Raw genomic sequence first — 23455 nt, 5'->3', positions numbered from 1 at the left:
TGTTACTGCTGCTTTTTAAGTGCTTCGATACGACTAGACAAGCTAAACAGACGGATAAAGCCTTCAGCATGTTTTTGGTCGTATACATCATCTGCACCAAAGGTGGCGAAGTCTTCTGAATACAGGCTGTTGGGCGAACGACGCTGTGTCACCGTTGCTTGACCCTTATACAGTTTTACCACAATGTCACCGGTAACACGTTTAGCAAAAGATGCGGCACCAGCCAGTAAGGCATCGCTTAGCGGCGTGAACCAACGACCGTCATACATCACATGGGAAAATTCCAATGCCAGCTGTTCACGGTGTTTAAAGGACGCTTTATCTAACACCATGGTTTCCAACGCTTTGTAGGCTTTTAACATGACTGTGCCACCGGGAGTTTCATAACAACCACGGGATTTCATGCCTACCAAACGGTTTTCAACAATGTCGATACGACCCACGCCGTGTGCCGCTGCAATATTGTTTAGTTTTACCAATGCTTGATAAGGTGATAAGGCCTCATCGTTTACATGGGTCAGTGCGCCTTCTTTAAATGACAAGGTCACACGTTCTGGTTGATCCGGCGCGTCTTCTGGATCCACTGTCATGGTCCAAATTTGCTTGGTGGGCTCTTGCCATGGATCTTCGAGTTCACCGCCTTCATGGGAGATATGCCATGCATTGGCATCACGGCTGTATATCTTAGTGGCAGACGCTGTGGTAGGAATATTACGCTCAGCCAAATAAGCTAATAGGTCTTCACGAGATACCATGTCCCACTCACGCCAAGGAGCAACCACATGAAGATCCGGTGCTAAAGCGGCGAAGGTGCTTTCAAAACGCACCTGATCATTCCCTTTACCCGTACAACCGTGGCACAGGGCATCTGCGCCGACTTTGCGAGCAATTTCAACCTGGGCTTTGGCGATAACCGGACGTGCCATGGAAGTACCAAGCAGGTATTCACCTTCGTATACAGCACCGGTGGTAATAGTAGGATAAATGTAGTCTTTGACGAACTCTTCTTTCAGATCGACGATATGGCACTCACTGGCACCAGAAGCGATGGCTTTTTCGTGTAAACCTTCCAGCTCCTCATCACCTTGACCCACATCGGCTGCAAAGGCGACTACTTCGCAATCATAATTTTCTTTTAGCCATGGAATGATGGCTGATGTATCCAGCCCACCTGAATAGGCGAGCACGACTTTATTCACTTTTTTCATGTAAATTTGTCCTCTTAGGAACCGAGTAATTTGGTTAAGATGGCATTTTGCGCGTGCATTCTATTTTCTGCTTCCTGCATTAGCAACGACATATTACTGTCGATTAATGAGCCGGTGATCTCCAGGTCCCTATGAGCAGGTTGACAATGCATCACATATTTTGCACCGGTTTTCTCCATCAGTTCTTCGTTGACCTGATAGGGCATAAATTTGTCTTTAATGGCATCAAGAGGCGTATCGTCGCCCATGGATAACCAGGTATCGGCATACAAAATATCAGCACCAATCGCAGCATCCACATCATTGCTTTGCACGATTTTAACGCCGGTTTTGACGGCGATTTCTTGGGCTTGGGCAACAATAGTTGGATCGGCTTCATGACCGGCGGGTGTGACAACAACCTGATTACAGCCTAGTAATGCACCCACAATAAGCAAAGAATGGGTCACGTTATTGCCGTCGCCAATATAGGCCATGGTAAGGCCTTCTGTCTTGCCGAATGCTTCGAACATTGTTAAATAATCGGCAAGTCCCTGGCAGGGGTGATATTTGTCACATAGCGCGTTAATCACCGGTACCTTCGCTGCTTGAGAGAATTGCTCCAGCGTGGTGTGGGAAAATACTCTGGCAACAATTGCATCGGCCCAACAAGCAAGGTTGGCGGCCATATCGACAGCGTCTTCACGTCCAGTGAGGTTACCCCCTTGGCTGTCAAGATAGACCATGTGTCCACCCAGTTTGTTGATACCGATATCAAAACTTACACGGGTACGCAGTGACGGTTTTTCAAAAAACGCGGCCACCGACTTACCTGCCAATACCTGACTATATTTTGATGGATTTTGCTTGATATTTACCGCTAAATCCAAAAGTGCCTTTGTGCCCTCTGGCGTCCAGTTTGCAAAGGTCAGTAAATCCTGTTTCATTCAAATTCTCCTGCAATACGGCTTGTCGGCGCTTCTATACGCGTGCCTGTTTGCTGATTTAATATATCGGCAATGTTTGCTTCCCAGCTGGCAATTGTGACTGCCCGCCCCAGGGTTTTGGCTGCCAACAAGGCAGCATCGGTTTTTACTTGCATACCGTCTGTGATCACGCCCTCTTGCACCAGTGATGAAATGGCGTTTTCATCCAGTGCGCTGAGCAATTGTTTGTTTTTATCTAACACGCCCGGCACGTTTGATAATAATAACAGATCGGCATCCAGTAATTGTGCCACGACTGTGGCTGCCTGATCAGCATTTATGTTCAATAATCTGCCTGTGGTTCCTGCGCCAATGGAACTTACCACTGGCAACATGGATTGGGCGACGAGAACCTTTAGCAAGGTGGCATCATTTGCTGTGGGGACACCCACCGCACCATATTTTTCTGCTAAGGGTTCGCAGGTTACCATATTGCCGTCCAGCAAGGATAATCCCACAGGGATTAGCCCATTTTTTATTGCCAGACCACACAGAGATTTATTGGCACTGCCAGCTAGGGTGCCACAAATGTATGGCATGTGTTCATCGGGGGTCACCCGTAAACCATCGATTTTTTTGCTGGGTAAGTTCAACGCTTGCATAAGGGATTCCACCAACGGACCCCCGCCATGGACGATGACCACAGGTCGTTGTTTAATAACCTCGCTAACCGAACGCAAAAGATGGCTTGCAGCGGTTTCATCTTCTAGCAGTGCGCCGCCGACTTTAATAACGATAGGCGATAATGTCATATCACACCCAACCCTTCAGTAACCGGTAAACCACTGACCAGATTGGCACACTGGATCGCCTGCGATGCCGCGCCTTTCATGGTGTTGTCGATGGCACTGGTGATCACCGCGTATCCCGCGCTTTCATCCAGTTTCCAGTTGAGATCAACAAAGGGGGAATTGACCACATCGTCCAGTTTGGGGAAGCCGTCTCTAAGACGGACGATAGGGTGATCTTGATAGGCGTGCTGGTAGGCATCGGCCAGCTGCTGTTGGGTTGTACCCGCTTTTACTTTGACGGTAATGGTGGCCAAAATACCCCGTTTGAAATTACCAAGATGAGGGGTAAAGATAACTCCCGTCCCTAACCAGGCTTCGATTTCAGGGGTATGTCTATGACCTAGCACGCCATAGGCTTGCAAGCTAACTTCACAAAAGCTGTTCGATAAGGCCGCTTTACGTCCTGCACCGCTGACGCCAGAAACCGCATTGATCACTGGGCGCACAGTGTTGTCGAGTAAACCGGCTTCCATAAGCGGTTTTAACGCAGTCAACGAGGCCGTGGGATAGCAACCGGGTACGGCGACAATATGGGCCGCGGCGATATCATCGGCGTACCATTCGGCGAGGCCGTATACGGCCTCATCAAGACAATCTGTCGCCGTGTGGGCAAAGCCGTAAAACTGTTCGAATACCTGGGTATCTTTGATGCGAAATGCACCGGAAAGATCCAGTATCTTCGCTTTTCCTTTGCTCAGCTGGGGCATCCAGTTATGACTGGCTTCATGGGGGGTGGCAAGAAAAACCAGATCCATTTCTGCGGCAAGCTGCGCCAAGGTGTCATCTGATAGGGGCGTTAGGGTGTATTGGGATAAATGGGCATATTGCCCGTGAAGTGCCGCCACTGTTTTTCCGGCATCGGCACTATTTTGAGAAACATAGGTGCCTTTTAAGATCATTGCAGGGTGACGATGTACTAATTCAACAAGTTGTGCGCCTGTGTAACCACTGGCTCCAATAATCGATACGTTTAACATAATGAGATTACATATATTAGAGAGAGAGAAAAAAAATCACTTTCTACCTTTGTACACGAACGAAATATTTTCTGTTTTCACTCGTATGCGTACAAAGGTAAAAAGTGCGCTACCGCAAAAGCAAAGCGAGGCCGAATCGTCGGAGCTCGCAATACAGTGTGTAGCCAGCCAGGGGAGAGCTAAACTGTTTTACCTTATCAACCTGCTGGTCGTACCTGCTGGTTGCTTGAATCATGAGATTTTCCTGTCAAATTCTCTGTCTTTACGATAAAAGCAGCATAGGCATTGGCCGTTTTTTCTATCGATCACTGCAGAGATTAATTAAACCGTTAGCTATGATACTCAAATGGAATAATTATGCAATAAAAATGTATATTTATTTCTGTCTGGTCGTAACTGGTGTATTCGGTATATAGTTAACCGCTGTATTGTGACAAAGCGTTGACAAGAAAGAGGTCAAAGAATCGTTTACTGACTTGGGGATACGGCCTGATATTGCCTGAGGCAGAATAAGAAAAGGAAAGACGAATATGAATAGAAAAACAGTGGCGTTGGTGGCCCATGATCACAAAAAAGCGGAGTTGTTGGAATGGGTTAAAACACACATTGACAGCATGAAATTATGCGATCTTTGTGCCACGGGAACCACCGGAGGGTTAATTGCCGACAATACGGGACTCACGGTTCAGCGTTACAACAGTGGTCCGTTAGGCGGGGATCAGCAAATTGGTGCCCTTATCGCCGAAGGGCGCTTAGATGCACTTATTTTCTTTTGGGATCCGCTAAACCCAGCGCCCCACGATCCTGATGTGAAAGCCTTGTTGCGGTTGTGTTCGGTATGGAACGTGCCGGTTGCCTGCTCATCGGCAACGGCGGATCTTATTATCACCTCGCCGTTGTTCTTCTCTACCGATTATGTGCGTATTAAGCCGGAATATTAAAATAACAAGGCCGGTTAAGGATTAACCGGCCTAGCATCTTGTCATATTAGCCCATCAGTACAGCTAATTCATTCCTGGAAAGCCAGCTCTTTGACCTTTAGGACCCTTGAAAAACAGAATATCCTGTAAATCTTCTTTTTGCTCATCCGTTAGCAGCGCCATGATTTTTTTATGGGTTTGTGCGCGACCAGCTGCATCGGTGATAAACACATCTTCATAGTTGTCAATCAGCGCGGAAAGGGCTGATTCAGTGTATTTTGTGCTATATACCAGTTCGTCGATTTCTTCTTGCAGGGCGCCTAGGGTTTCACGGGCTGATTCGTCATTAACCTGTTGGACCTGTAATATTGCCGTTATCGACGTACGTTGCTCTTCGGTTAGGTCCAGATCATCAAAGATCATGGCCTGGGGATCTTTGTTTTCTTTGCGCTCGTGGCGACGATCTTTAAATTCACTTTTTTTGTCGTTGGTAGGGGTCGCATACTGCTGTTTCTGCTCATCGGTAAGCAAAGACCATATGTTATGGTCTAGCGATGCCATTGCGATGCGCCGGGCTTTCATCATCTGCCAGCGTTCAGACGCCCGCTGGGTGATTTGTTTTAATGATAAATCCATCGGCTCATGATCCATTGGCCTATTTTGGGCGTTTTTATCTTCGTCCGAATTGGGGCTGTGCTCTTCTCTAAAGCTTTTTAGTAATTCGCGAATGGATTGACGCTGACTTTGAGACAGTGAAAGTGATTTTAACGAATGCAGTAATTCCATTCCCTGCGGGCCAGGCTGGGGTGGTCTGGCATTTACCTGGGTGCTGATTAATAGCGAGCCGATCAAGGTGGTAAAGATCCACTTTTTCATCGCAGTTCTCCGGTAAAAAGCCCCGAAGTGTCTGTCAAAACAAACATTGGGCTTTGGGGCGGGGTTATAAAGTTGATCCAAATTGTAGGAGCAGGACTTGCAAAGATGTGCTAGCTCACTGTAAAGCTTATGTAAAGCTTTCGCAGTTTGGTCTTTACGACGGTCGTAGTCAGGTAAAATAAACCCTTCTTGGGGAGGAAATTAACCATGACACGAAGCGTTTTGTCCCTGTCGACTTTAGGTTCAATGTCAGTTGCGCATAATCAGCGATATACTATAAAGCAGTTTGAAGGAGGTAATGGTATGGCCGCGTCAACAACGACACAGTCGATTTTGATTATTGATGATGATCGAGAGCTTACAGATATGTTAAAAACCTATCTGGAAGGATCTGGGTATCAGGTCACTGTGGCGAATAATGGGTTAGAAGGATTGGAAGCGGCCACCACCGGCGATCCTGTTGATCTTATTCTGTTAGATGTCATGATGCCCCAGTTAGATGGCTTCGAAGTCCTGAAAAAACTGCGAATTAGTCACCTGACGCCGGTATTGATGCTAACGGCAAGGGGCGATGATTATGATCGTATTCTTGGTCTTGAGTTAGGTGCTGACGATTATTTGCCCAAACCTTTTAATCATAGAGAGCTGGTTGCCCGTATTAAAGCCATATTCAGACGTCTTGAATTAGGTAGTCAATCGCGTCAGCAACAAGATATTACCATTAATAATATTGCGTTAAGTACCAGTCGACAATCCGTCACTTGTCATGATAAATCTATGACACTGACAAATACCGAGTTCTCTATTTTGCACTTGCTGATGGTGAATGCTGGTCAATTGGTGACAAAAGAAGATATCAGTCAAAAAGTGCTGGGTAAGAAATTACAAGCCTTCGACCGGAGTATTGATATGCATGTGAGCAATCTTAGGAAAAAGATCGCTGAAACGACGCAGGAAGAAAAAATTAAAACCATTCGAGGGGCAGGCTATTTATTAAGAATGGCACCATGAAAAAATGCACGGGTTTTAATCCGGCAAGGCAGCTAGTAGGACGTCTATTTCTCGGTTTTTGGGTAACCTTTATTTTTACCGGCTTAGTGACCTTCTATGCGATACGGTTTTTTGATCAGGATGTCACCATTCGTCCTATTGAAAAACGGGAATCTCTTGCGCTTAAGCGTATTGAAGCCTTGTTTGCTCGGTTAAGTTCAGAAAAAGGTCGTCCAGTGCCGGATATTTTATCTCAGGTAGATAGAATGACCCGCGCCATGGTGATTGCTGTGGATTTGGACGCACAGCGCCTTTTCCCTAATGCCGGGCCACCTATTTTAAACGCGGAACGGAATGCACTACTTAGAGCGGCTTACCGGGATGAACCCATTGCGCTGGAAAAAGATGAGTTTTCTGCATTGGGCCCCATAACCATGAAAGTGGGAAATAAACCCATCGCCATATTTATGACCCATCCCCTTGGCCCACCAAATAATGAGCGTCAATTAACGTTTTTCATCGTTATTGCGCTTATCATGTCGATGGTGTTGTCCTATCTTTTTGCCCGTTCGTTGGTTAAACCTATCCATCAATTAAGAGAAGCCAGTCGAAAATTGGCGGCGGGAAGTTGGGATACGCGGGTGGGCAGTCCTTCATTGCGTCGGGATGAATTAGGCGAGCTCTCACGGGATTTTAACGTGATGGCGACACAACTGGAAAGTTTGTGGTCAGGTCAACAACGCTTATTGGCTGATATCTCCCACGAACTTCGCTCTCCACTCGCCAGATTACAAATGGCATTAGGACTGGCACATCAGCAAAATGTTGATCCTGCGTCATTGGCAAGAATTGAACGAGAAGCCGAACGTATGGAAGTACTGATCAATCAGTTGCTTCAATTGACGCGAGCGGAATCGGGTACGCAAGACATGGAAGAAATTGAGTTATCAGCGTTAGTAGAGAATGTATTTTCTGATGCGAAATTTGAAGCGGCAAATTCCGGTAAAGTACTCCATATTGCTCCCATTCCCGATGTGTCTGTGATCGTGAATGAAACCTTGATTTGTCGTGCTATTGAAAATGTGGTGCGAAACGCCATTCGCTATGCAAACCAGAAAATCACGGTGTCGCTGACTGCCGATGATGTCGCTTGGATGCTGAGTGTCAATGATGATGGGCCTGGCCTTACCGCACAGGAGTGTGATTCTATTTTTGCGCCGTTTTATCGTGCCAGTTTAGCACGGGAACGGGAATCCGGAGGGGTAGGACTTGGGCTTGCCATTGCAAAGGCCGCGGTTCAGATGCATCATGGTGAAATAAAGGCCATGCGCAATGAAAATGGAGGCCTGAATGTGATCATTCGACTACCAATAGATGGCCGAGAAAATGGACTGGATACTCTCAACAGAAAGCTCCCTGACGCAATCCCCCAATAAGCTCGATCTTTTTTGGCACAAGCATATCAATACCGGCGTCTTTAAAGGCTCTGGTGAGTTAGATATCGCCTATGCTTGGTGCGTCCCTGAAAATGCCCACGCAACGGTGGTGATAAGCTCTGGCAGAATCGAATCCTATTTAAAATATAAAGAAGTGATATGGGAACTGTTTGTAAACGGTTTTGCTGTCTTTATACTCGACCATCGAGGTCAGGGATTATCAGAACGAATGACGGATAATCCCCATTATGGTTATGTGGCAGATTTTTATGATTACGTGGCGGACTTTAGTGACTTTATAACGCACATTGTGCGGCCAAATGAACCTTCCGGCCCTCGATTCCTTCTTGCCCATAGTATGGGAAGTGCCATTGGTGCGTTGACCCTATTATCATCACCGGATTGTTTCCACCGCGCGGTTTTTTGTTCCCCCATGTTTGGGATCCGTCCGGCTTTGCCTAAGTGGTTATCTCGCCGATTACTAACGTGGGTCGGGCGACGTTATCAACGAGCAGGCAAACCGACCGGCTATTTTATTGGTCAAAAAAATTACCATCCCCATGGTTTTGCGGGTAATCGACTGACCCACAGCGAAATACGCTATCAATTGTTTCGCGAGCTCTATGCACAGGTTCCTGAAATTCAACTCGGTGGCGTCACCGTCAGTTGGTTACAAGCGGCTTTAACGGCGATGGATGAAATCCATCGTCGGGCTAACGAGCTAACGGTGCCAGCCCTTATATTAAGTGCACAAAAAGATACGGTGGTTGATAACAAAAAACAAAGCCACATTGCGCGATTTGCCCCCAATACTCGGTTAATAACCATTCCCCAGGCATACCATGAATTGTTAATGGAATCTGATCCTATGCGTATGCCCGTGATGTCTCACATCCTCCAGTTTTTTTCTGAGCAACCAGAATAAACCGATCAACGGTCCAACTAAGTGTGCGCGCCGTTTTTACACGGGCCGTCTCTTTTTTACAGACATAGCGTCTTTATTTTTACTGAAAATAACCCTGTGAGGGTGAGTGAAGGGCGTGTCAAAAATGGGGCTTACCGTGCATTTGCCTATGGATATGGCGGGGTTGGAGCAGGAGTTTAATGAAAGTTTTACGACAAAAGCGATTTCGGTGCAAGTTTTGCTTAAGGTATAACTAAACGATAACCGCCCATGACTGCCAGCGTCTCGGTGGGTGAAGAAAAACAACAATTAAACCGGGCAATAGAATTCCGGTGAAGGACAGAAAAATTATGCCAAGTGTCAAAACGTTACGAAATATGCCTCTGCATGCATCTGAAAACCAAGCGTTATCATCGGTTTATGGATATGCAATCGCCACCGTTAATCCCGAATCTACTGAGGCTCCCCGCCATTTTATCAGCCCAAGGGCAAAACGCAGGGCTCGGCGCTGGGCAGTGCAAAGTCAGACAGATAAAGTATTAAGCGCACATTAAACTTCCATTGCACCAATAAAAGACACCCCAACGGCCTTATAAGCTGACGGAGCAAGGGTTGTTTCATCTATCATCTCAATTTATTCTTGCACGCTAATTATTCAAACGCGGTGCAAGTATGCTTGATATAGTGCTTTTTCAACCTGAGATCCCACCAAACACGGGAAATATTATCCGCCTGTGTGCCAATACCGGATATTCTCTTCATCTTATAGAGCCTTTGGGGTTTGATTGGGACGATAAACGTCTTCGACGTGCTGGTCTTGATTATCACGAGTTTGCCACTGTGCGTCGTCACGCCACATTAAACGATTATTTAAATGACTGTTCCCCCAAGCGTGTTTTTGCCTGTACGACCAAAGGCCAATCATTCCACAGTGACGCGCGTTATCAGCCTGATGATGCATTATTATTTGGTCCGGAAACCCGAGGTTTACCGGACGATATCATTGCCTCTTTGCCACCTGAGCAGCGGGTGCGTATTCCCATGTTGCCCGGTAGCCGAAGCATGAACCTATCCAACGCTGTTTCAGTTTTTGTCTATGAAAGCTGGCGTCAACTTGGTTTTACTCAAGCCCGTTAAGACATCACAGACTTTCTTATTGAAATATAAATCATTATCATCTGTAAAGATGTGTAAAGGGTGTCGCAAGGTTATGTCAACTTTGCGTATTGTATTTCTTTTTTTCAAGGATGTGTAAGTGAACAAAAGCGGACGTACGGGCTGGTTGAAAGGACTGAGCATCATTGTCGTAGTTGGCCTAGTAGGCTATATGGCTTGGGGGTATTTCTTTTCATCCTCGACAAATGCGCCCCATTTTTTGTTCGTTCCTGTAAGCCACGGTGATATAGAAAAAAGTATCGTTGCCACCGGTCAGCTAGAGCCTAAACAATATGTGGTTGTTGGTGCTCAGGTATCGGGTCAGGTGGAAAAAATACATGTGGAAGAAGGCGATGTGGTGGAAGGTGGCGCCTTGTTAGTGGAAATCGATGCCACCGTGTTTGAAACCCAAGTGCAAAATGCTGAGGCGGCCTTAGAAGCAAAAAAAGCGCAGCTGGCGCAGCTAAGGGCAGAGCGAGAGCTTGCTGTGTTAAGGGAAAAGCGTAATAACGAACTGTTCGAGAAAAATGCGGTGAGCGAAGATGTGGCCATTAGCGGCCGCATTGACGTTAAGGTACTGGATGCGCAAATTACCGCCAGTATTGCACAAATTAAGGCTGACGAAGCGTCGTTGGCAGGGGATAAAGCGACGCTGGGGTTTGCCAAAATTTATGCCCCTATCAGCGGAACCGTTGCTTCTATCTCGGTGCGTGAAGGCCAAACCTTGAATGCCAATCAAAATGCACCTGAATTGCTCCAAATTTCTGATCTTACAACCATGACCTTGCGCGCGGAAGTGTCGGAAGCGGATGTGGACAATATTAAAAAAGGGATGCCGGTATACTTTTCTACCTTGGGCAACACCGATAAGCGCTATCATTCTACGGTAAGACAGGTTTTACCCACCCCCACAGAAGTGAATGATGTGGTGCTCTATCAGGTATTAATCGATATAGAAAACCCTGATGGTGCATTGATGGATTCTATGACCACCCAGGTATTCTTTGTAGAAGAAAAGCGTACGGACACAAAAACTGTGCCGCTGGCCGCGGTGAAAGGGCCGCCCCATCGGGCTTTTGTATTGTTAAAGCAGGGCGATGAGGTGGTACGCACACCGGTAAAAACGGGGATCCGCAACAGAACCGATATCGAAATACTCTCTGGTATTGAGGTGGGTGATGAAGTTGTTGCCGGCCAGCTATCTCCAGCAGGGCAGCAAGGTGCAAATGAGAGTCGTCGTATGCCCGGCATGAATGGTACCCGTATGCCCCGGGGGCCTCGTGGTAGTGCCTAACCCTCCATTGATTGCGCTTCGTAATGTCACCCGTCAATATCAGACGGAAGGCGCACAGGTTAAGGCCCTCGATGATATTTCCCTGACCATTCGCAAAGGGGAATTTGTTGCCATTATGGGACAGTCTGGATCGGGTAAATCCACCTTGATGAATATATTGGGGTGTCTGGATACTCCCAGCAATGGAACCTATACCATTCATGGTCACGACGTTAGTCAATTATCCAACGATCAATTATCTGCCCTTCGTCTTAAAACCTTTGGTTTTGTGTTTCAACGTTATCAATTGTTGCCTTCACTTTCAGCGTTGGAAAACGTGGCTTTACCAGCCATATACAGTCATATGCCAGTCCAAGCGCGAGAAGAAAAAGCCGCAGCGCTATTGGCCCGTTTGAGGTTAGCTGATCGGCAAGGACACAAGCCTGGAGAATTGTCTGGCGGACAACAGCAGCGTGTGTCTGTCGCCCGGGCACTTATCAACGGTGCGGAAGTTATACTGGCCGATGAGCCCACCGGTGCGCTGGATTCAACCAGTGGTGAGCAACTGCTTGAATTGTTAAAAAGCCTGCATCAGGAGGGGGTTACGGTGATCCTTATCACTCATGACCGTGCTGTTGCTGAACATGCCCACCGCCAGATCCATTTATTGGACGGTAAAATCGTTGCCGATTCTGCGCAAACACAGCAACAGGCGGCGGATAATGAGGCGCCCATTGCGTCCTCCTCCAAACATGACATTACGCCCTTTAGCAGCATTTCGGGGTTTGCAGCATTAAAAATGGCCTTTTCCGCCTTACGCTTAAATTGGTTTCGTACCTTGTTAACCCTGCTGGGGATTATTATTGGTGTGGCGGCGGTGGTGACCATGATGGCCATCGGTGAAGGAGGCAAAAAAGATGTACTTAAACGGATTGAAGCCATAGGCACAAATTTGATTTCTGTGCGTCCCGGTGGCGGTAACATGCGGAATACGGGCGATATTGCCACCTTGACCTTAGATGATGCTGAAGCGCTAAGATCGTTACCGGGGGTGACTTATGTGGCCCCGGAACGCACTTCCCGAAAAACCATTCGCTTTGCCGAGAATGATTTTTCCGGGCGCATAACCGGCACGTCACCGGATTATCTGTATGCAAAAGACTGGGAAATGGCCCAGGGCGTTTTTTTCTCTGAAGAGGATGTTGCCAGCTATGCGCCGGTGGTGGTGTTAGGGGATACCGTGGCTGAAACCCTGTTTGACGATAAATACCAAGCTGTGGGTCGTTACATTCTTATGTCCAACAGCCTGTATCAGGTTATCGGTGTACTTAAAGCCAAAGGGGCCAGTGCCGGCGGTAGTGATCAGGACGACGAAGTGTTAATTCCCATTTCCACTGGACGTCTGAAGGTGTTTGGCCGGGCATACCTCACGGGCATAACCGTGAAGGCCAGCGGTTCTGATGTCGCATCCGCGGTGAAAGATGCGGTACTTGCTACCCTGGTGCAGCGGCATGGTAAAGAGGATGTCATGGTATTTACCACCGATTCGTTAGTGGAGGCGGTTACCGAAACACAAAACACGCTGACGTGGTTACTGGCCTCTGTGGCAGCGATTTCCTTGTTCGTCGGGGGGATTGGCGTAATGAATATTATGTTGGTTAATGTGACTGAGCGAAAGCGGGAAATCGGTTTACGGATGGCCACAGGGGCGAAACCTGCTGACATCCTTAAACAGTTTAATATTGAAGCCTGGGTAGTTTGTGTATTAGGCGGGGCAGTAGGTGTATTACTGGGGTATTGCGTTATATTCCTTATTTCTCAATTTGAGATAACGGTGGCCTATACCCTTACGCCACCCATTCTTGCCTTTGTTACATCGTTATGTGTCGGGGTTATATTTGGCTATGCCCCTGCTTTGAAAGCGTCCCGTCTGAGCCCGATTGACGCACTGAGTGAGGATTAATTTGTGAAGACGTGTTTGGGGTTATTAGGGACGATCTTGTTGTCTGGATGTGCTTATACACCTGCAGATTTTTCTTCCAAGCAGTCCATTACGGTGCCCGAGGATTTAGCCCCTTACGAGGAAGAAGGGCACAGCGTGACCCTTTCCGATTCTTGGTGGACCGCGTTTGGATCGAAGCCATTAGCCGAACTAATGCGCACCATGGAAAGGGGCAATTTGACCGTGCAGGAAGCAAAGCTACGAGTAGAGCGTGCGCGGTTGTTGCTGGAGCAAAGTCGAGCCGATAATTATATTGGTGTGACAGGATCATTAGGCGGTGCCAGTAATGAAGATCTTGATAGCGGCAGTACTTCACACAGTTCATCCGCGCGTCTGTCAGTTAGCTATTCTTTTGATGTGTGGGGCAGCCGCGATGCCACTCAATTAGCAGCGTCATTAGATATTGATAGTCAGCGCTATGCGCTGCGCAACGCTGCGTTACAGGTGCAGGTCTTGTTGGCGACAGAATACTTTAACTGGTTGTCGTTAACTCAGCGCTATGCTATTGCGCAGAAAAATCTAGATGCGGCACAACGGCTGTTAGATTTGGTGAATATTCGCTTTGAAGCCGGCGATGCCTCGGGGATCGAAGTGAGCCAACAACACAACACGCTGATTGGTGCGCAGGCAGAGCGTTTGAATCTCGCCAATCAAATAACCATCAGTCAACGCGCTATTTCTGTTTTACTGGGGCAAAATGCGTTTGATGTAACGCTTCAAGCACAACCTTTAGAGCAAATTGTATTGCCTGATATTCCCTTGTACCAACCGGCGAAGGTGATTGCGTCCCGTCCTGATGTCCAACTGGCCGATGTGGCCCTTCGCCAAGCGGATATAAGCGTGTATCAGGCGGGCATTGAGGGCTTGCCCGGTTTGTCATTGAGCGCTGATGTGACCTTGTCTGATATTTTGGATTTGGCCTCGGGATGGAGTCTTGGTGCTGCGGTAAACAGTGCTATCACCTTGTTTGACGGTGGCAGAATTGATGCCGGTGAAAAAATCGCCAATGTGGATTTGCAAATTGCGTGGAACAATTATCGGGCAACAACCCTTGGGGCCACCCAAGCTTTGATGGATGCGTTATCTAATTATGCATATTACAAGGGTGTTTATCAGTTAGATGAGGCGTCGGTGATTAACAACGAGCAGCTCTATCGATTGGCTGAAATTCGCTATAAAGCCGGTGATGCCGATTTTCTTAATTTATTGGGCGCACAACGTAGCTGGTTTCAGTCCCAGTTAACCTTAATTAGCAGTTATCAACAAAGCTTGGCGGCGGCTGCTGCGGTATATCAGCAAGCGGGTGGCCGCCCAGTTGTAGTGCGATAGCGTCTACTCGCTTTTAAGATCGCGGGCTAACAGTGCCAGCGCCGCTTCTTTAGGGGGTTTGTCGTGATATAGGACAGCATAAATTTGCTCGCATATGGGCATTTCTACCCCGTATTTTTCCGCCAATACATGCACTTCTTCTGTATTGCGATAACCTTCCACAACCTGACCAATTTCTTTGATGGCCGTTTCTACGTCTTTGCCTTGTCCAAGGGCAAGACCAAAACGTCGATTACGGGATTGGTTGTCTGTACAGGTTAATACGAGATCGCCTAACCCCGCCATGCCCATAAAGGTTTCTGCTTGCGCTCCAATTTTTACGCCAAGACGGGTAAGCTCTGCCAGTCCTCGGGTGATCAGTGCCGTTCTTGCATTGGCCCCAAAACCAAGCCCATCGGCAAGGCCCGCGCCAATAGCAATCACATTTTTCACCGCTCCGCCTAGCTGTACACCAATAAAATCAGGATTTTTATAGACTCTAAAGGAGCGACTGCAATGCAGTTTCATCGCAAAGTCGTTGATTAAGGTTTCATCGGTAGATGACAGTGAAATCGCGGTTGGAAGCCCAGCTGCCATTTCTTTGGCAAAGGTAGGCCCAGATAAAACGGCCAGAGGATAGCTATCACCAAGCACGTCCAGAGCCACATCACGAAGTAAGCGACCCGTGCCCGGCTCCAACCCTTTGGTCGCCCAAATAATACGGTGATGGGGCTTAAGCAGCGGTTTAATGCTTTGAAGCAAGGCTTTGAAGGCGTGGCTGGGGACAACAATTAAAATATCCTGGCTGGCATCTACCGCTTTGGCTAAATCTGCTTCAACATATAACTTGTCTGGGAAGCGTGCCCCCGGCAGATAGCGTTTGTTTTCCCGGTCCTGAGCCAGTGATGCCATGTGCTGGCTATCTCTGCCCCATAACAGGGTGGTGTGCTGGTTTCTGGCCAGACAAAAAGCAAGGGCGGTGCCGTAAGACCCCGCCCCTAATACAGTAATTGACTCTGTGTTCATAATAGCCTTTAAGCGTCTAGCTTCTGACTACCATCCTGCGCTTGTTGAGCTCGTTTTTGCATATACGCAGCGAAGATAGCATCAAAGTTTACTGGTGCCAGGTTAAGGGGCGGGAAAGTGCCTCGGTTAACCAGATTTGAAATCGCTTCTCGTGCATAAGGGAAGAGCAGGTTAGGGCAGTAAGAGCCAAGCAGATGTGCTTTAGCTTGATCAGGCATTTCTGCCGATACTGCGAAGATCCCAGCTTGTTCCACTTCACAGAGGAAGGCCGTTTCATCAGCCACAGTGGCAGTAACGGTAACAGACAACACCACTTCAAAGGCATCTTCAGCCAGTTTATCGGTAGAGGTGTCTATATCGAGTTTGATTTCTGGTTTCCATTCTTTTTGGAAAACCGCAGGCGCATTAGGGGATTCAAAAGAGATATCTTTTGTATAGATGCGTTGAATATTAAATTGGGGGGCTTGACCTTGCTGGCCAGCTTCTGCGCCGTTTGTGTTCTGATTTTCTTCAGCCATGATTATTCCTGATTTTGCTAATTTATGTCACTTGCCGTCCGGGCAAGTGTCTTATTGCGCTAACAGCGCATCGAGTTTTTGTTGTGATTCAAGTGCAAACAAATCATCGCATCCGCCCACATGGGTGTCGTTGATGAAAATCTGGGGTACGGTGTAGCCCCCATTCGCTCTGTCTATCATCACCTGACGCAGTTTTGAATCGCCATCAATGGGGATCTCGTCAAATGCTACGCCTTTTTGGGCCAACAGTGCTTTTGCACGGTGGCAATAAGGGCAATGCCCTTTTGTGTAAATTTCTACTTTGCTCACAAGGTGCTCCTTATTTCGAAACGGGAAGATTCGCCGCCGACCAAGCGTTCATACCACCTTTGAGAACCCTAACATTTTCAAAGCCGTCTTTAATTAAAGATGCAGCGACACCTCGGGCTGTATTTCCCATCGCGCACACAACAATAATGGGTTTATCTTTCACCTTTTCAAGTTTTTTAAAATCTTTTGCTCGGAGTTCTTCCGGCTTTATCTGACGCGCGCCCAATATATGGCCTGCTTTAAACTCTTTTGGGGTACGGGTATCGAAAATAACCGCGTCTTCTTTGTTTATTAACAACGTTGTTTCATGGGTGCTAACTTCTTTGACACCGGAGGTAAAGCCGGCAACATAGCTGTATATCAGCATAATAACTAACGCGACCCAGGCACCGGCTAACAACATATTATTGCCGGCAAATTCTATGAGCTGTTCCATTCCAGAAATACCCTTATGTATATGGAAGACGATAAAACGACTGCAAAGTATATAGAAAATATTGTCAGAAACCAGTCTGGCAAGGCGATGTTATCGTGGGGAATGCAGGTGAATCCTGTATTTTGTTGATATAGTATGGACTTATTGAAAGCAATCAATTGGCGACAGGCCTCTAAATAGACCGAATTTATGAGTAGTCCACAACACCATCGCGCCACCCGTTTCCCACAGGTCGTCATGAAACTTTGTGCCATCATATTGTGTTTGTGCGCATCCTCATGGGCATGTGCACAGACCCAGGAACAGGCAAAGTTGGCGCAGTTACAGGCAGAACTAAAAGCCAGACAAGCCGCTTTGGCCACCAATAAAGCCAATGCAGAAGAGTTACAAGAGGCATTAAAGCAATCTGAACTTGAGATTGCTAAGGTGGCAAAAGCACTGAATCAGACTGATTCGTCATTAAGTGAAAACCGCAGTCAGCAAAAAACCTTAAAAACAGAACAACAATCCCTAAAAGAAGCGATTTTAAAACAGCAATCCTTGTTGGCCGGCCAATTGCGTAGTGCTTTTATGGCGGGGAACTACGACTATGCAAAAATGCTTTTTTATCAGGATGAAGCCAGCTCATTTGAGCGGGTGATTACTTATTATCAGTACTTAAGCAAGGCGCGGGTAAAAACCATTAGCCGTTTTAAAAATAATGTTGCGCGCTTAGAAGAGGTTACCGCAGAGCTGGTTGAAAAAGCCAATGCCCTCACCGACCTTTTGGCTGAGCAAAAGCAACAGCGCGATGTATTGTTAACTCGGCAAAAAGATAGAGAGCAGACGCTGAAAAAGCTTAATCAGAAAATTACCTCTGATGCAGCCAAAGTGACAACCCTTAAACAGAATGAAGAAGCCTTGGTACGGGCCATTGAAGAAGCTAAAAAACGGGCTGCCGCGGCAAAAACTGTATTGGCAGGGTTATCGGGTTACAAAGGAAAGCTGCTTAAACCGACCAATGGGCGGGTGAGAAAATTGTTCGGTACCCGTCGACAAGGGCAAGTAAGGTGGAAAGGGATCATCATCGAAGGCTCTGAAGGCAGTGCGGTGCGGGCTGTATCCCATGGCCGTGTTTTGTACTCAGATTGGCTGCGTGGCTTTGGTTTGGTCACCATTATCGATCATGGTAAAGGTTACATGAGTGTTTATGGCCATAATCAAGCCTTACTCAAGCAGGCCGGTGATACTGTGGCAGATGGAGAAACCATCGCGCTGGTAGGGCAAAGCGGCGGTCAAAGTTACCCTAACCTTTATTTTGAAATTCGACACAAAGGCAAAGCCTTGAATCCCTCTCAATGGCTGGATATATAACCTTATGCAATTACATCAATTTCCTCGTGTTTCATTGGCTTTTTTGCCAACACCACTGACTCCGATGACCCGTTTACAGGCCCATATTGGGGCCTCATGTCCGGCGCTCTTTATTAAGCGGGACGATTGTACTGGATTAGCTCAAGGCGGAAACAAAACCCGCAAATTGGAGTTTTTACTGGGGGAAGCCCTTTCTCATCAAGCAGATACTATTATTACCAGTGGTGCGGTGCAATCCAATCATGTACGCCAGACCGCGGCAGCTTGCGCTGCCAAAGGACTCAAATGTGAAGTCGTTCTGAGTCAATCGGTACCGCGAACACAGGCGGTTTATTGCGAAAATGGGAACGTGCTCCTCGATGACATTCTCGGTGCCAATGTACACCGAGTTGCCCATTTTGAGGAGGTGGCCCCTAAAATTGAACGGTTAGTGGCACAATTAAAAAGTACGGGACACAGGCCCTATGTAATTCCTACGGGCGGTTCAAACCACACTGGGGCATTAGGCTATGTAAATGCGCTAAAAGAATGTGTGGATCAATGTGATGCACAATCGAAAGGCCAGACCTACCTTGTGCATGCCAGCGCCAGCGGAGGCACCCAAGCGGGCTTGATCGCAGGAAATGCCATGTTGGGCAATCCATTGCGTATTGTTGGTGTCAATGTGTATAAGCAAGATCACCTGGGGGTGTTAGACAATATTAAGTCTTTAGTGAGCCAAATTCGGCAAAACTGTCAACTTGGGTTTAGCGAAGAACCCGAATTTACCTTATGGGATGGCTATCAGGGCGAGGCTTACGGTATTCCTACAGTAGAAGGCAATCGTGCCGTACATACGCTGGCGCAAAAAGAAGGGATCCTTAGTGATCCGGTTTATTCCGGGAAAGCCCTGGCAGGATTAATGGACAAATGTGCCTCGGGTTATTTTAGTGTCCATGATCGGGTGATTTTTTTGCATACCGGCGGTGCCACCGCGTTGCACGCCTACCCGGATATTGTGATCTAGTCATATCTTAGGTTAAAAGTACGGTGTTTTCGCAAAAAACAAACAAAAGTACGGTTTGAAATTTCAAAAACGGAAAATGGCTGTTATGCTCGTTGTGCATGGATATAAATACTAAAACAGCCTAAATAGATGACAGGCAATAACGAAAATTATAATAGGCGTGCGCTTGCTAAATATTGTTTTATTCAAAAAAACTGACCGTCAGTTACATGATTGGTTTGCGCTGTTTTTGAGTGTGTTGCTCACATTCTTGTGTCTACCCGTTGCTGCTGCGAGTGTCGATCCTAAAATTGTCTTGATCCTTGACGATATTGGTATTCGCTACTCTGATCGCCAGGCCCTTGCCTTACCTAAAGAAGTTACCTTCTCGATTTTACCTGATGCCCCATTAACCACTGAATTGTCCGAATTGGCCCACGCTCAGGGGCGGGACATTATGCTGCATATGCCCATGGAACCCTTTGACGGGCAGGCGATGGGCCCCGATGGATTAAAGGTCGGTATGTATGAAACACAAATGGAAGATTTATTTGATCGCGCATTACACAGCGTGCCCTACGCCATTGGTGTGAACAATCATATGGGCAGTCGACTCACCAGTCTAGCGGCTCCCATGCGCACTTTCATGGCAATGATAAAAGCCCGTAATTTATTTTTTATCGACAGTCGCACTTCGGCGCAAACGGTAGCCGAAGAAACAGCATTGGATGCAGGGATCCCCGTCGCAAGACGTCATGTGTTTTTAGATCATGTGCGTACCGAAGCGGCCATGGCGCGGGAATATGCACGCTTACTTAAATTGGCAAGAGAGCAGGGGGTGGCGGTGGCCATTGCCCATCCTCATCCAGAAACCCTGCGTTTTTTGCAAAGTAAACTCCCCCATTTGCAAGCCCAAGGTATTAGTTTGGCGACGGTGAGCGATTTGTTTAGCCCCCGACCTAGCATGATGACGAAACAGAAAAGAGCGGAAATCCCCTTGGCCGCACCAAAATAATCCGTAAATAGTGCAATAGGTGTTTTGATTTTTGCTTGCGCTGTTATATTATAACGTCCCTTCCATTGGCGAGTACTATAATGGCGCAAAATCAGGATAACGACAATCCGACAAAACTAGACCGCATGGGTATCTGGATATCCGGGCTGTGTGCTGTGCATTGTCTGGCGTTGCCTGTTATTTTACCCTTGCTTCCGCTGCTAGGTTCAACCTTTTTTGCCCAACTTTGGTTTGAGCGCACCATTCTTACTATCTCTATGCTTATTGGTGGTGTTGCACTAACAAGTGGCGCATTGCGCTATCACGGTCAATATTATCCGTTGGTATTATTGTTCACAGGTGGTGGTATTTACTGGTTTAAAGACATCTTTGGGCATGAATTCGAACCCTTCACCATTGCTGTGGGGGCGTTGTTAATTATCAGTGGCCATGTGATCAATATGCGTCTTTGTCGTCACTGCTTATGCTGTCGTAATTCGGTTTTTTCTACCCACGCAACCAATAAATAGTCAGGTCTTTAGGCCAAGGTTTTAAGGGCTAATGCGGGTTTATTGGTAAAGATGCCGTCGGCACCCCATTGTTTAAGTAAAACCATATCATCGGGATCATCCACAGTAAAAATCAAGGCCTTACATCCGCTTTGTTTGATTTTTTCTATGTAGGATCTGTCCACCACATCTAGGGCAACATTAATTGACCAAGGCGTAAACTGTGCGGCAAATCTCAAGGGATCAAGCTCGTAGCTTGCCGTTAACAATGAAAGGGTGAGTTCGGGACGTAATTGTTTAAGGGCCAAAAGCCAGTGATGGTTAAAGGATGAGATAATGATGTCATCAATGGCCTTTTGACTTAATGCACAGGCGTTATCGAACACCTCAAGCCAACGGTGCACATCAAACAGATGCTTTATTTCGATGTTACACAAGGTGCCTGGAGGAGCGGTGCTTAGTACTTCAGCCAATATCGGGATCTGTTGCTGATTTCCTGCATCAAGTTGCCGTAAATAATGTAGGCTCTTGCCCTGTATTAGGCCCTTAGCATTTGTGGTTCTGTCTAATTGACGATCGTGAATGATGACGATTTCTCCGTCAATTTGACGGGCGTCAAATTCAATACCGTCGACACCGGCGGCCACCGCCAGATTGAATGCTTGCAGCGTATTTTCCGGGGCTTCAGCGCTGGCCCCTCTATGGGCAAAAATCCGCATTTACGTTTTCCGATTATGAAGTTTTTGTGCGTTCATGGTTTCATACAAGGAGGCTGAGGTAACCAAAATCCCACCAATTAGTGCTTTAATTCCAGGCGATTCGTTGAGTAATAAAATGGCCAGCACGACCCCGTACATTGGTTGCATACAGGCAATCAGGGAAAAGGTTTTGGCTCTAAGGTAAATTAACGCACTGGCTACCATGGCATGGGGTAATGCAGTAAAAGCTGTGCCGAGTAATATAAGCAGTAACCAGGTGTGCTCATCGGCAACGTACATATCCGGGCTGGCAAAAGGCAATAGGCACAGTGCGGCCACCAGAATTTGCCAAGTCATGGCTTTGGCCCCTGAATAGTGGGAAAAGTATTGTCGATGAAGCAGGTTTCTAAATGCATACAAAATGGCGGAAACAATGCCGATTAATACCCCTACGGTTACGTCGTTTTCAAGGGATATTTCCGGCACCAGTAAAGCCACACCGACAAATACTGCAATGGCGCTAAATATATCCTGCCAAACCAAGCTTATTTTTTCGAACATTGGCTCGATAAGGACGGTGATCACCGGAAAGGTAAAAAGTGCGATCATGCCTACTGAGACACTCGCATATTGCATGGCGGCAAAGTAGGTGGCCCAATGGGCAGCGATGAGGATACCCAATAGCAGGGCGAACCCATAATCTTTCGGCTTGTTCAATAAAAGGGATTCGCCGGAAAATCGCAGAAAAATGGCCAGCGCAATGCAAGCGAATATGGAGCGACCCAAGGTAATATCAGTGGCATTCAAAGGAATGATACTGGCAAATAATCCGGTGCCGCCGAGTAGGATAACCGTTAGATGAAGGGTTATCAGACTTCGTTTAACTGGATCCATTCGCTATACAGGCATCGGCGACGGGATGCGGGCAAAAGGCTCGCCTAAACGGGTTGTCATACCCGCGGTCAAATTTTCAAATTCAATGCTGTCTTTCTCAAAACAGACCACAATGGTTGAGCCTAACTTAAAGCGGCCCATTTCTTCGCCTTTGTTTAACATTACGCTGGCTTCAGAGTCTTTATCATACTGCCAGTGCTGTACATTTTTTCCGGCGGGCGGCGTCACTGTGCCTGACCATACGGTTTCAATGCTTGCTACAATGGTTGCGCCAACCAACACCATGGCCATCTTGCCAACGGGTGTATCAAAAAACGCAATGACGCGCTCGTTACGGGCAAATAATCCTGGAATATTTTCCGCAGTAAGGGGATTGACGGAAAATAAGTCGCCCGGTACATACACCATGTCAGTGAGTGTTCCTGCCACGGGCATGTGAATGCGGTGGTAATCTCTAGGAGCAAGATACACGGTGGCAAACTTACCGTCTTTAAAGGGCTTGGCCAAATCCGGCTTGCCACCTAACAAGGTGGTTAAGCTGTAATTGTGGCCTTTTGCCTGAAAAATACTGTCTTGCTGAATATCCCCAAACTGGCTTACCGTACCATCGACGGCATGAATCAATACCTCATCGCCTTCAGTAATGTGGCGGGCTTCGGGTGCAAGGGGCCGGGTAAAGAACTCATTAAAGGTTTTATAATGTGTGGGCTCTGGGTGTAAGGCCTCACTCATGTTCACATTAAAATGTTTGATAAACAATTTAATTGCTGCGGTGGTGAGTCCACCCGCTTCTGCGGCAGCAAATTTGCCTACCAGTCGCGATAATAAATGTTTTGGCAAAATGTATTGTAAGTTAACTTTGAACCAGTCGAGCACACAAACTCCAAATCAGCATAAATCGATGTTAGTCCGGGATTGTACCTTACTC

Annotated in this window: 24 protein-coding genes; 12 read left to right on the top strand and 12 right to left on the bottom strand. The window is 47.2% G+C overall.

The window, feature by feature from the left end:
* Nucleotides 1–2: 2 nt before the first annotated feature.
* The 4 genes from V5298_RS07345 to argC are packed head-to-tail and all read right to left on the bottom strand — an operon-like array spanning nt 3 to nt 3941.
* Nucleotides 3–1208: an argininosuccinate synthase gene (locus V5298_RS07345; RefSeq protein WP_332930810.1), complete on the bottom strand. Its 1206-nt coding sequence runs from the start codon at nt 1206–1208 to the stop codon at nt 3–5.
* 14 nt (nt 1209–1222) lie between these two features.
* Complete coding sequence (locus V5298_RS07340; RefSeq protein ID WP_332930809.1) at nt 1223–2134, bottom strand: ornithine carbamoyltransferase; 912 nt, start codon at nt 2132–2134, stop codon at nt 1223–1225.
* Nucleotides 2131–2925: an acetylglutamate kinase gene (gene argB / locus V5298_RS07335; protein ID WP_332930808.1), complete on the bottom strand. Its 795-nt coding sequence runs from the start codon at nt 2923–2925 to the stop codon at nt 2131–2133. Before argB ends, V5298_RS07340 begins: the two co-directional genes overlap by 4 nt.
* Nucleotides 2922–3941 carry an N-acetyl-gamma-glutamyl-phosphate reductase gene (argC, locus tag V5298_RS07330; protein ID WP_332930807.1) on the bottom strand — a complete coding sequence of 340 codons (1020 nt, stop codon included), beginning with the start codon at nt 3939–3941 and terminating at the stop codon, nt 2922–2924. Before argC ends, argB begins: the two co-directional genes overlap by 4 nt.
* 530 nt (nt 3942–4471) lie before the next feature.
* Here argC and V5298_RS07325 point away from each other — a divergent pair.
* Nucleotides 4472–4882 (top strand): methylglyoxal synthase, encoded by a 411-nt coding sequence (locus tag V5298_RS07325; protein ID WP_332930806.1) that lies wholly within the window; start codon nt 4472–4474, stop codon nt 4880–4882.
* A 63-nt stretch (nt 4883–4945) separates the two neighbouring features.
* On the opposite strand, the gene V5298_RS07320 is transcribed toward V5298_RS07325, so the two are convergent.
* A complete protein-coding gene (locus V5298_RS07320; protein WP_332930805.1) occupies nt 4946–5737 on the bottom strand; it encodes a Spy/CpxP family protein refolding chaperone in 792 nt (263 codons plus the stop codon).
* Between the two features lie 303 nt (nt 5738–6040).
* Here V5298_RS07320 and V5298_RS07315 point away from each other — a divergent pair, with 303 nt between their 5' ends.
* The 7 genes from V5298_RS07315 to V5298_RS07285 all read left to right on the top strand — a co-directional run bounded on the left by V5298_RS07315 (nt 6041) and on the right by V5298_RS07285 (nt 14826).
* Nucleotides 6041–6748, top strand: coding sequence for a response regulator transcription factor (locus tag V5298_RS07315; RefSeq protein ID WP_332930804.1), 708 nt, complete (start codon nt 6041–6043; stop codon nt 6746–6748).
* Complete coding sequence (locus tag V5298_RS07310) at nt 6745–8163, top strand: ATP-binding protein (RefSeq protein WP_332930803.1); 1419 nt, start codon at nt 6745–6747, stop codon at nt 8161–8163. The genes V5298_RS07315 and V5298_RS07310 overlap by 4 nt, the downstream gene beginning before the upstream one ends.
* Nucleotides 8114–9088: an alpha/beta fold hydrolase gene (locus V5298_RS07305; RefSeq protein ID WP_332930802.1), complete on the top strand. Its 975-nt coding sequence runs from the start codon at nt 8114–8116 to the stop codon at nt 9086–9088. The genes V5298_RS07310 and V5298_RS07305 overlap by 50 nt, the downstream gene beginning before the upstream one ends.
* Nucleotides 9089–9739: 651 nt before the next feature.
* Nucleotides 9740–10204 (top strand): tRNA (uridine(34)/cytosine(34)/5-carboxymethylaminomethyluridine(34)-2'-O)-methyltransferase TrmL, encoded by a 465-nt coding sequence (gene trmL, locus V5298_RS07300; protein WP_332930801.1) that lies wholly within the window; start codon nt 9740–9742, stop codon nt 10202–10204.
* Between the two features lie 118 nt (nt 10205–10322).
* Nucleotides 10323–11516 carry an efflux RND transporter periplasmic adaptor subunit gene (locus V5298_RS07295; protein ID WP_332930800.1) on the top strand — a complete coding sequence of 398 codons (1194 nt, stop codon included), beginning with the start codon at nt 10323–10325 and terminating at the stop codon, nt 11514–11516.
* Complete coding sequence (locus V5298_RS07290) at nt 11509–13458, top strand: MacB family efflux pump subunit (RefSeq protein WP_416351156.1); 1950 nt, start codon at nt 11509–11511, stop codon at nt 13456–13458. The genes V5298_RS07295 and V5298_RS07290 overlap by 8 nt, the downstream gene beginning before the upstream one ends.
* A gap of 3 nt (nt 13459–13461) precedes the next feature.
* Nucleotides 13462–14826: a TolC family protein gene (locus tag V5298_RS07285; protein WP_332930798.1), complete on the top strand. Its 1365-nt coding sequence runs from the start codon at nt 13462–13464 to the stop codon at nt 14824–14826.
* A 3-nt stretch (nt 14827–14829) separates the two neighbouring features.
* Here V5298_RS07285 and gpsA read toward each other — a convergent pair whose 3' ends face one another.
* From gpsA to V5298_RS07265, 4 genes are read right to left on the bottom strand one after another with little or no spacing between them, the layout of a single operon-like run.
* Nucleotides 14830–15831, bottom strand: coding sequence for an NAD(P)H-dependent glycerol-3-phosphate dehydrogenase (gene gpsA / locus V5298_RS07280; protein WP_332930797.1), 1002 nt, complete (start codon nt 15829–15831; stop codon nt 14830–14832).
* 8 nt (nt 15832–15839) lie between these two features.
* Complete coding sequence (secB, locus tag V5298_RS07275) at nt 15840–16349, bottom strand: protein-export chaperone SecB (protein ID WP_332930796.1); 510 nt, start codon at nt 16347–16349, stop codon at nt 15840–15842.
* A gap of 51 nt (nt 16350–16400) precedes the next feature.
* Nucleotides 16401–16658 (bottom strand): glutaredoxin 3, encoded by a 258-nt coding sequence (gene grxC / locus V5298_RS07270; protein WP_332930795.1) that lies wholly within the window; start codon nt 16656–16658, stop codon nt 16401–16403.
* Nucleotides 16659–16668: 10 nt separating this feature from the next.
* The gene (locus tag V5298_RS07265; protein WP_332930794.1) at nt 16669–17094 is read right to left on the bottom strand and encodes a rhodanese-like domain-containing protein; all 426 of its coding nucleotides are present in this window, start codon (nt 17092–17094) and stop codon (nt 16669–16671) included.
* Between the two features lie 237 nt (nt 17095–17331).
* Here V5298_RS07265 and V5298_RS07260 point away from each other — a divergent pair, with 237 nt between their 5' ends.
* From V5298_RS07260 to V5298_RS07245, 4 genes are all read left to right on the top strand, one after another.
* Nucleotides 17332–18447: a murein hydrolase activator EnvC family protein gene (locus V5298_RS07260; protein WP_332930836.1), complete on the top strand. Its 1116-nt coding sequence runs from the start codon at nt 17332–17334 to the stop codon at nt 18445–18447.
* A gap of 4 nt (nt 18448–18451) precedes the next feature.
* Nucleotides 18452–19453 carry a D-cysteine desulfhydrase family protein gene (locus tag V5298_RS07255; protein ID WP_332930793.1) on the top strand — a complete coding sequence of 334 codons (1002 nt, stop codon included), beginning with the start codon at nt 18452–18454 and terminating at the stop codon, nt 19451–19453.
* Nucleotides 19454–19619: 166 nt separating this feature from the next.
* Nucleotides 19620–20447, top strand: a complete 828-nt coding sequence (locus tag V5298_RS07250) for a divergent polysaccharide deacetylase family protein (protein WP_332930792.1) — start codon at nt 19620–19622, stop codon at nt 20445–20447.
* Nucleotides 20448–20527: 80 nt separating this feature from the next.
* On the top strand, nt 20528–20956 hold the full coding sequence (locus V5298_RS07245; protein ID WP_332930791.1) for a MerC domain-containing protein: 429 nt from the start codon (nt 20528–20530) through the stop codon (nt 20954–20956).
* An 8-nt stretch (nt 20957–20964) separates the two neighbouring features.
* On the opposite strand, the gene V5298_RS07240 is transcribed toward V5298_RS07245, so the two are convergent.
* Genes V5298_RS07240 through asd form a run of 3 tightly spaced genes read right to left on the bottom strand, consistent with a single transcriptional unit; the run spans nt 20965 to nt 23403 of the window.
* The gene (locus tag V5298_RS07240; RefSeq protein WP_332930790.1) at nt 20965–21654 is read right to left on the bottom strand and encodes a glycerophosphodiester phosphodiesterase; all 690 of its coding nucleotides are present in this window, start codon (nt 21652–21654) and stop codon (nt 20965–20967) included.
* Nucleotides 21655–22527 carry a DMT family transporter gene (locus tag V5298_RS07235; protein ID WP_332930789.1) on the bottom strand — a complete coding sequence of 291 codons (873 nt, stop codon included), beginning with the start codon at nt 22525–22527 and terminating at the stop codon, nt 21655–21657. It abuts the gene before it with no gap.
* Between the two features lie 3 nt (nt 22528–22530).
* Complete coding sequence (gene asd, locus V5298_RS07230) at nt 22531–23403, bottom strand: archaetidylserine decarboxylase (protein WP_332930788.1); 873 nt, start codon at nt 23401–23403, stop codon at nt 22531–22533.
* Between the last annotated feature and the right edge of the window lie 52 nt (nt 23404–23455).

Origin of the sequence: Alteromonas sp. 14N.309.X.WAT.G.H12 (genome assembly GCF_036697315.1) — a bacterium.
Classification (GTDB): domain Bacteria; phylum Pseudomonadota; class Gammaproteobacteria; order Enterobacterales; family Alteromonadaceae; genus Alteromonas.
The sequence above is the reverse complement of the archived record's forward strand: the minus strand, read 5'-3'. Positions and strand labels throughout refer to the sequence as shown.

Excerpts from the sequence above, each read along its gene's own strand:
- V5298_RS07345 (WP_332930810.1), bottom strand. The coding sequence starts at position 1,208 with ATGAAAAAAGTGAATAAAGTCGTGCTCGCCTATTCAGGTGGGCTGGAT.
- V5298_RS07340 (WP_332930809.1), bottom strand. The coding sequence starts at position 2,134 with ATGAAACAGGATTTACTGACCTTTGCAAACTGGACGCCAGAGGGCACA.
- argB (WP_332930808.1), bottom strand. The coding sequence starts at position 2,925 with ATGACATTATCGCCTATCGTTATTAAAGTCGGCGGCGCACTGCTAGAA.
- argC (WP_332930807.1), bottom strand. The coding sequence starts at position 3,941 with ATGTTAAACGTATCGATTATTGGAGCCAGTGGTTACACAGGCGCACAA.
- V5298_RS07325 (WP_332930806.1), top strand. The coding sequence starts at position 4,472 with ATGAATAGAAAAACAGTGGCGTTGGTGGCCCATGATCACAAAAAAGCG.
- V5298_RS07320 (WP_332930805.1), bottom strand. The coding sequence starts at position 5,737 with ATGAAAAAGTGGATCTTTACCACCTTGATCGGCTCGCTATTAATCAGC.
- V5298_RS07315 (WP_332930804.1), top strand. The coding sequence starts at position 6,041 with ATGGCCGCGTCAACAACGACACAGTCGATTTTGATTATTGATGATGAT.
- V5298_RS07310 (WP_332930803.1), top strand. The coding sequence starts at position 6,745 with ATGAAAAAATGCACGGGTTTTAATCCGGCAAGGCAGCTAGTAGGACGT.
- V5298_RS07305 (WP_332930802.1), top strand. The coding sequence starts at position 8,114 with ATGGACTGGATACTCTCAACAGAAAGCTCCCTGACGCAATCCCCCAAT.
- trmL (WP_332930801.1), top strand. The coding sequence starts at position 9,740 with ATGCTTGATATAGTGCTTTTTCAACCTGAGATCCCACCAAACACGGGA.
- gpsA (WP_332930797.1), bottom strand. The coding sequence starts at position 15,831 with ATGAACACAGAGTCAATTACTGTATTAGGGGCGGGGTCTTACGGCACC.
- secB (WP_332930796.1), bottom strand. The coding sequence starts at position 16,349 with ATGGCTGAAGAAAATCAGAACACAAACGGCGCAGAAGCTGGCCAGCAA.
- V5298_RS07265 (WP_332930794.1), bottom strand. The coding sequence starts at position 17,094 with ATGGAACAGCTCATAGAATTTGCCGGCAATAATATGTTGTTAGCCGGT.
- V5298_RS07260 (WP_332930836.1), top strand. The coding sequence starts at position 17,332 with ATGAAACTTTGTGCCATCATATTGTGTTTGTGCGCATCCTCATGGGCA.
- V5298_RS07255 (WP_332930793.1), top strand. The coding sequence starts at position 18,452 with ATGCAATTACATCAATTTCCTCGTGTTTCATTGGCTTTTTTGCCAACA.
- V5298_RS07245 (WP_332930791.1), top strand. The coding sequence starts at position 20,528 with ATGGCGCAAAATCAGGATAACGACAATCCGACAAAACTAGACCGCATG.
- V5298_RS07240 (WP_332930790.1), bottom strand. The coding sequence starts at position 21,654 with ATGCGGATTTTTGCCCATAGAGGGGCCAGCGCTGAAGCCCCGGAAAAT.
- V5298_RS07235 (WP_332930789.1), bottom strand. The coding sequence starts at position 22,527 with ATGGATCCAGTTAAACGAAGTCTGATAACCCTTCATCTAACGGTTATC.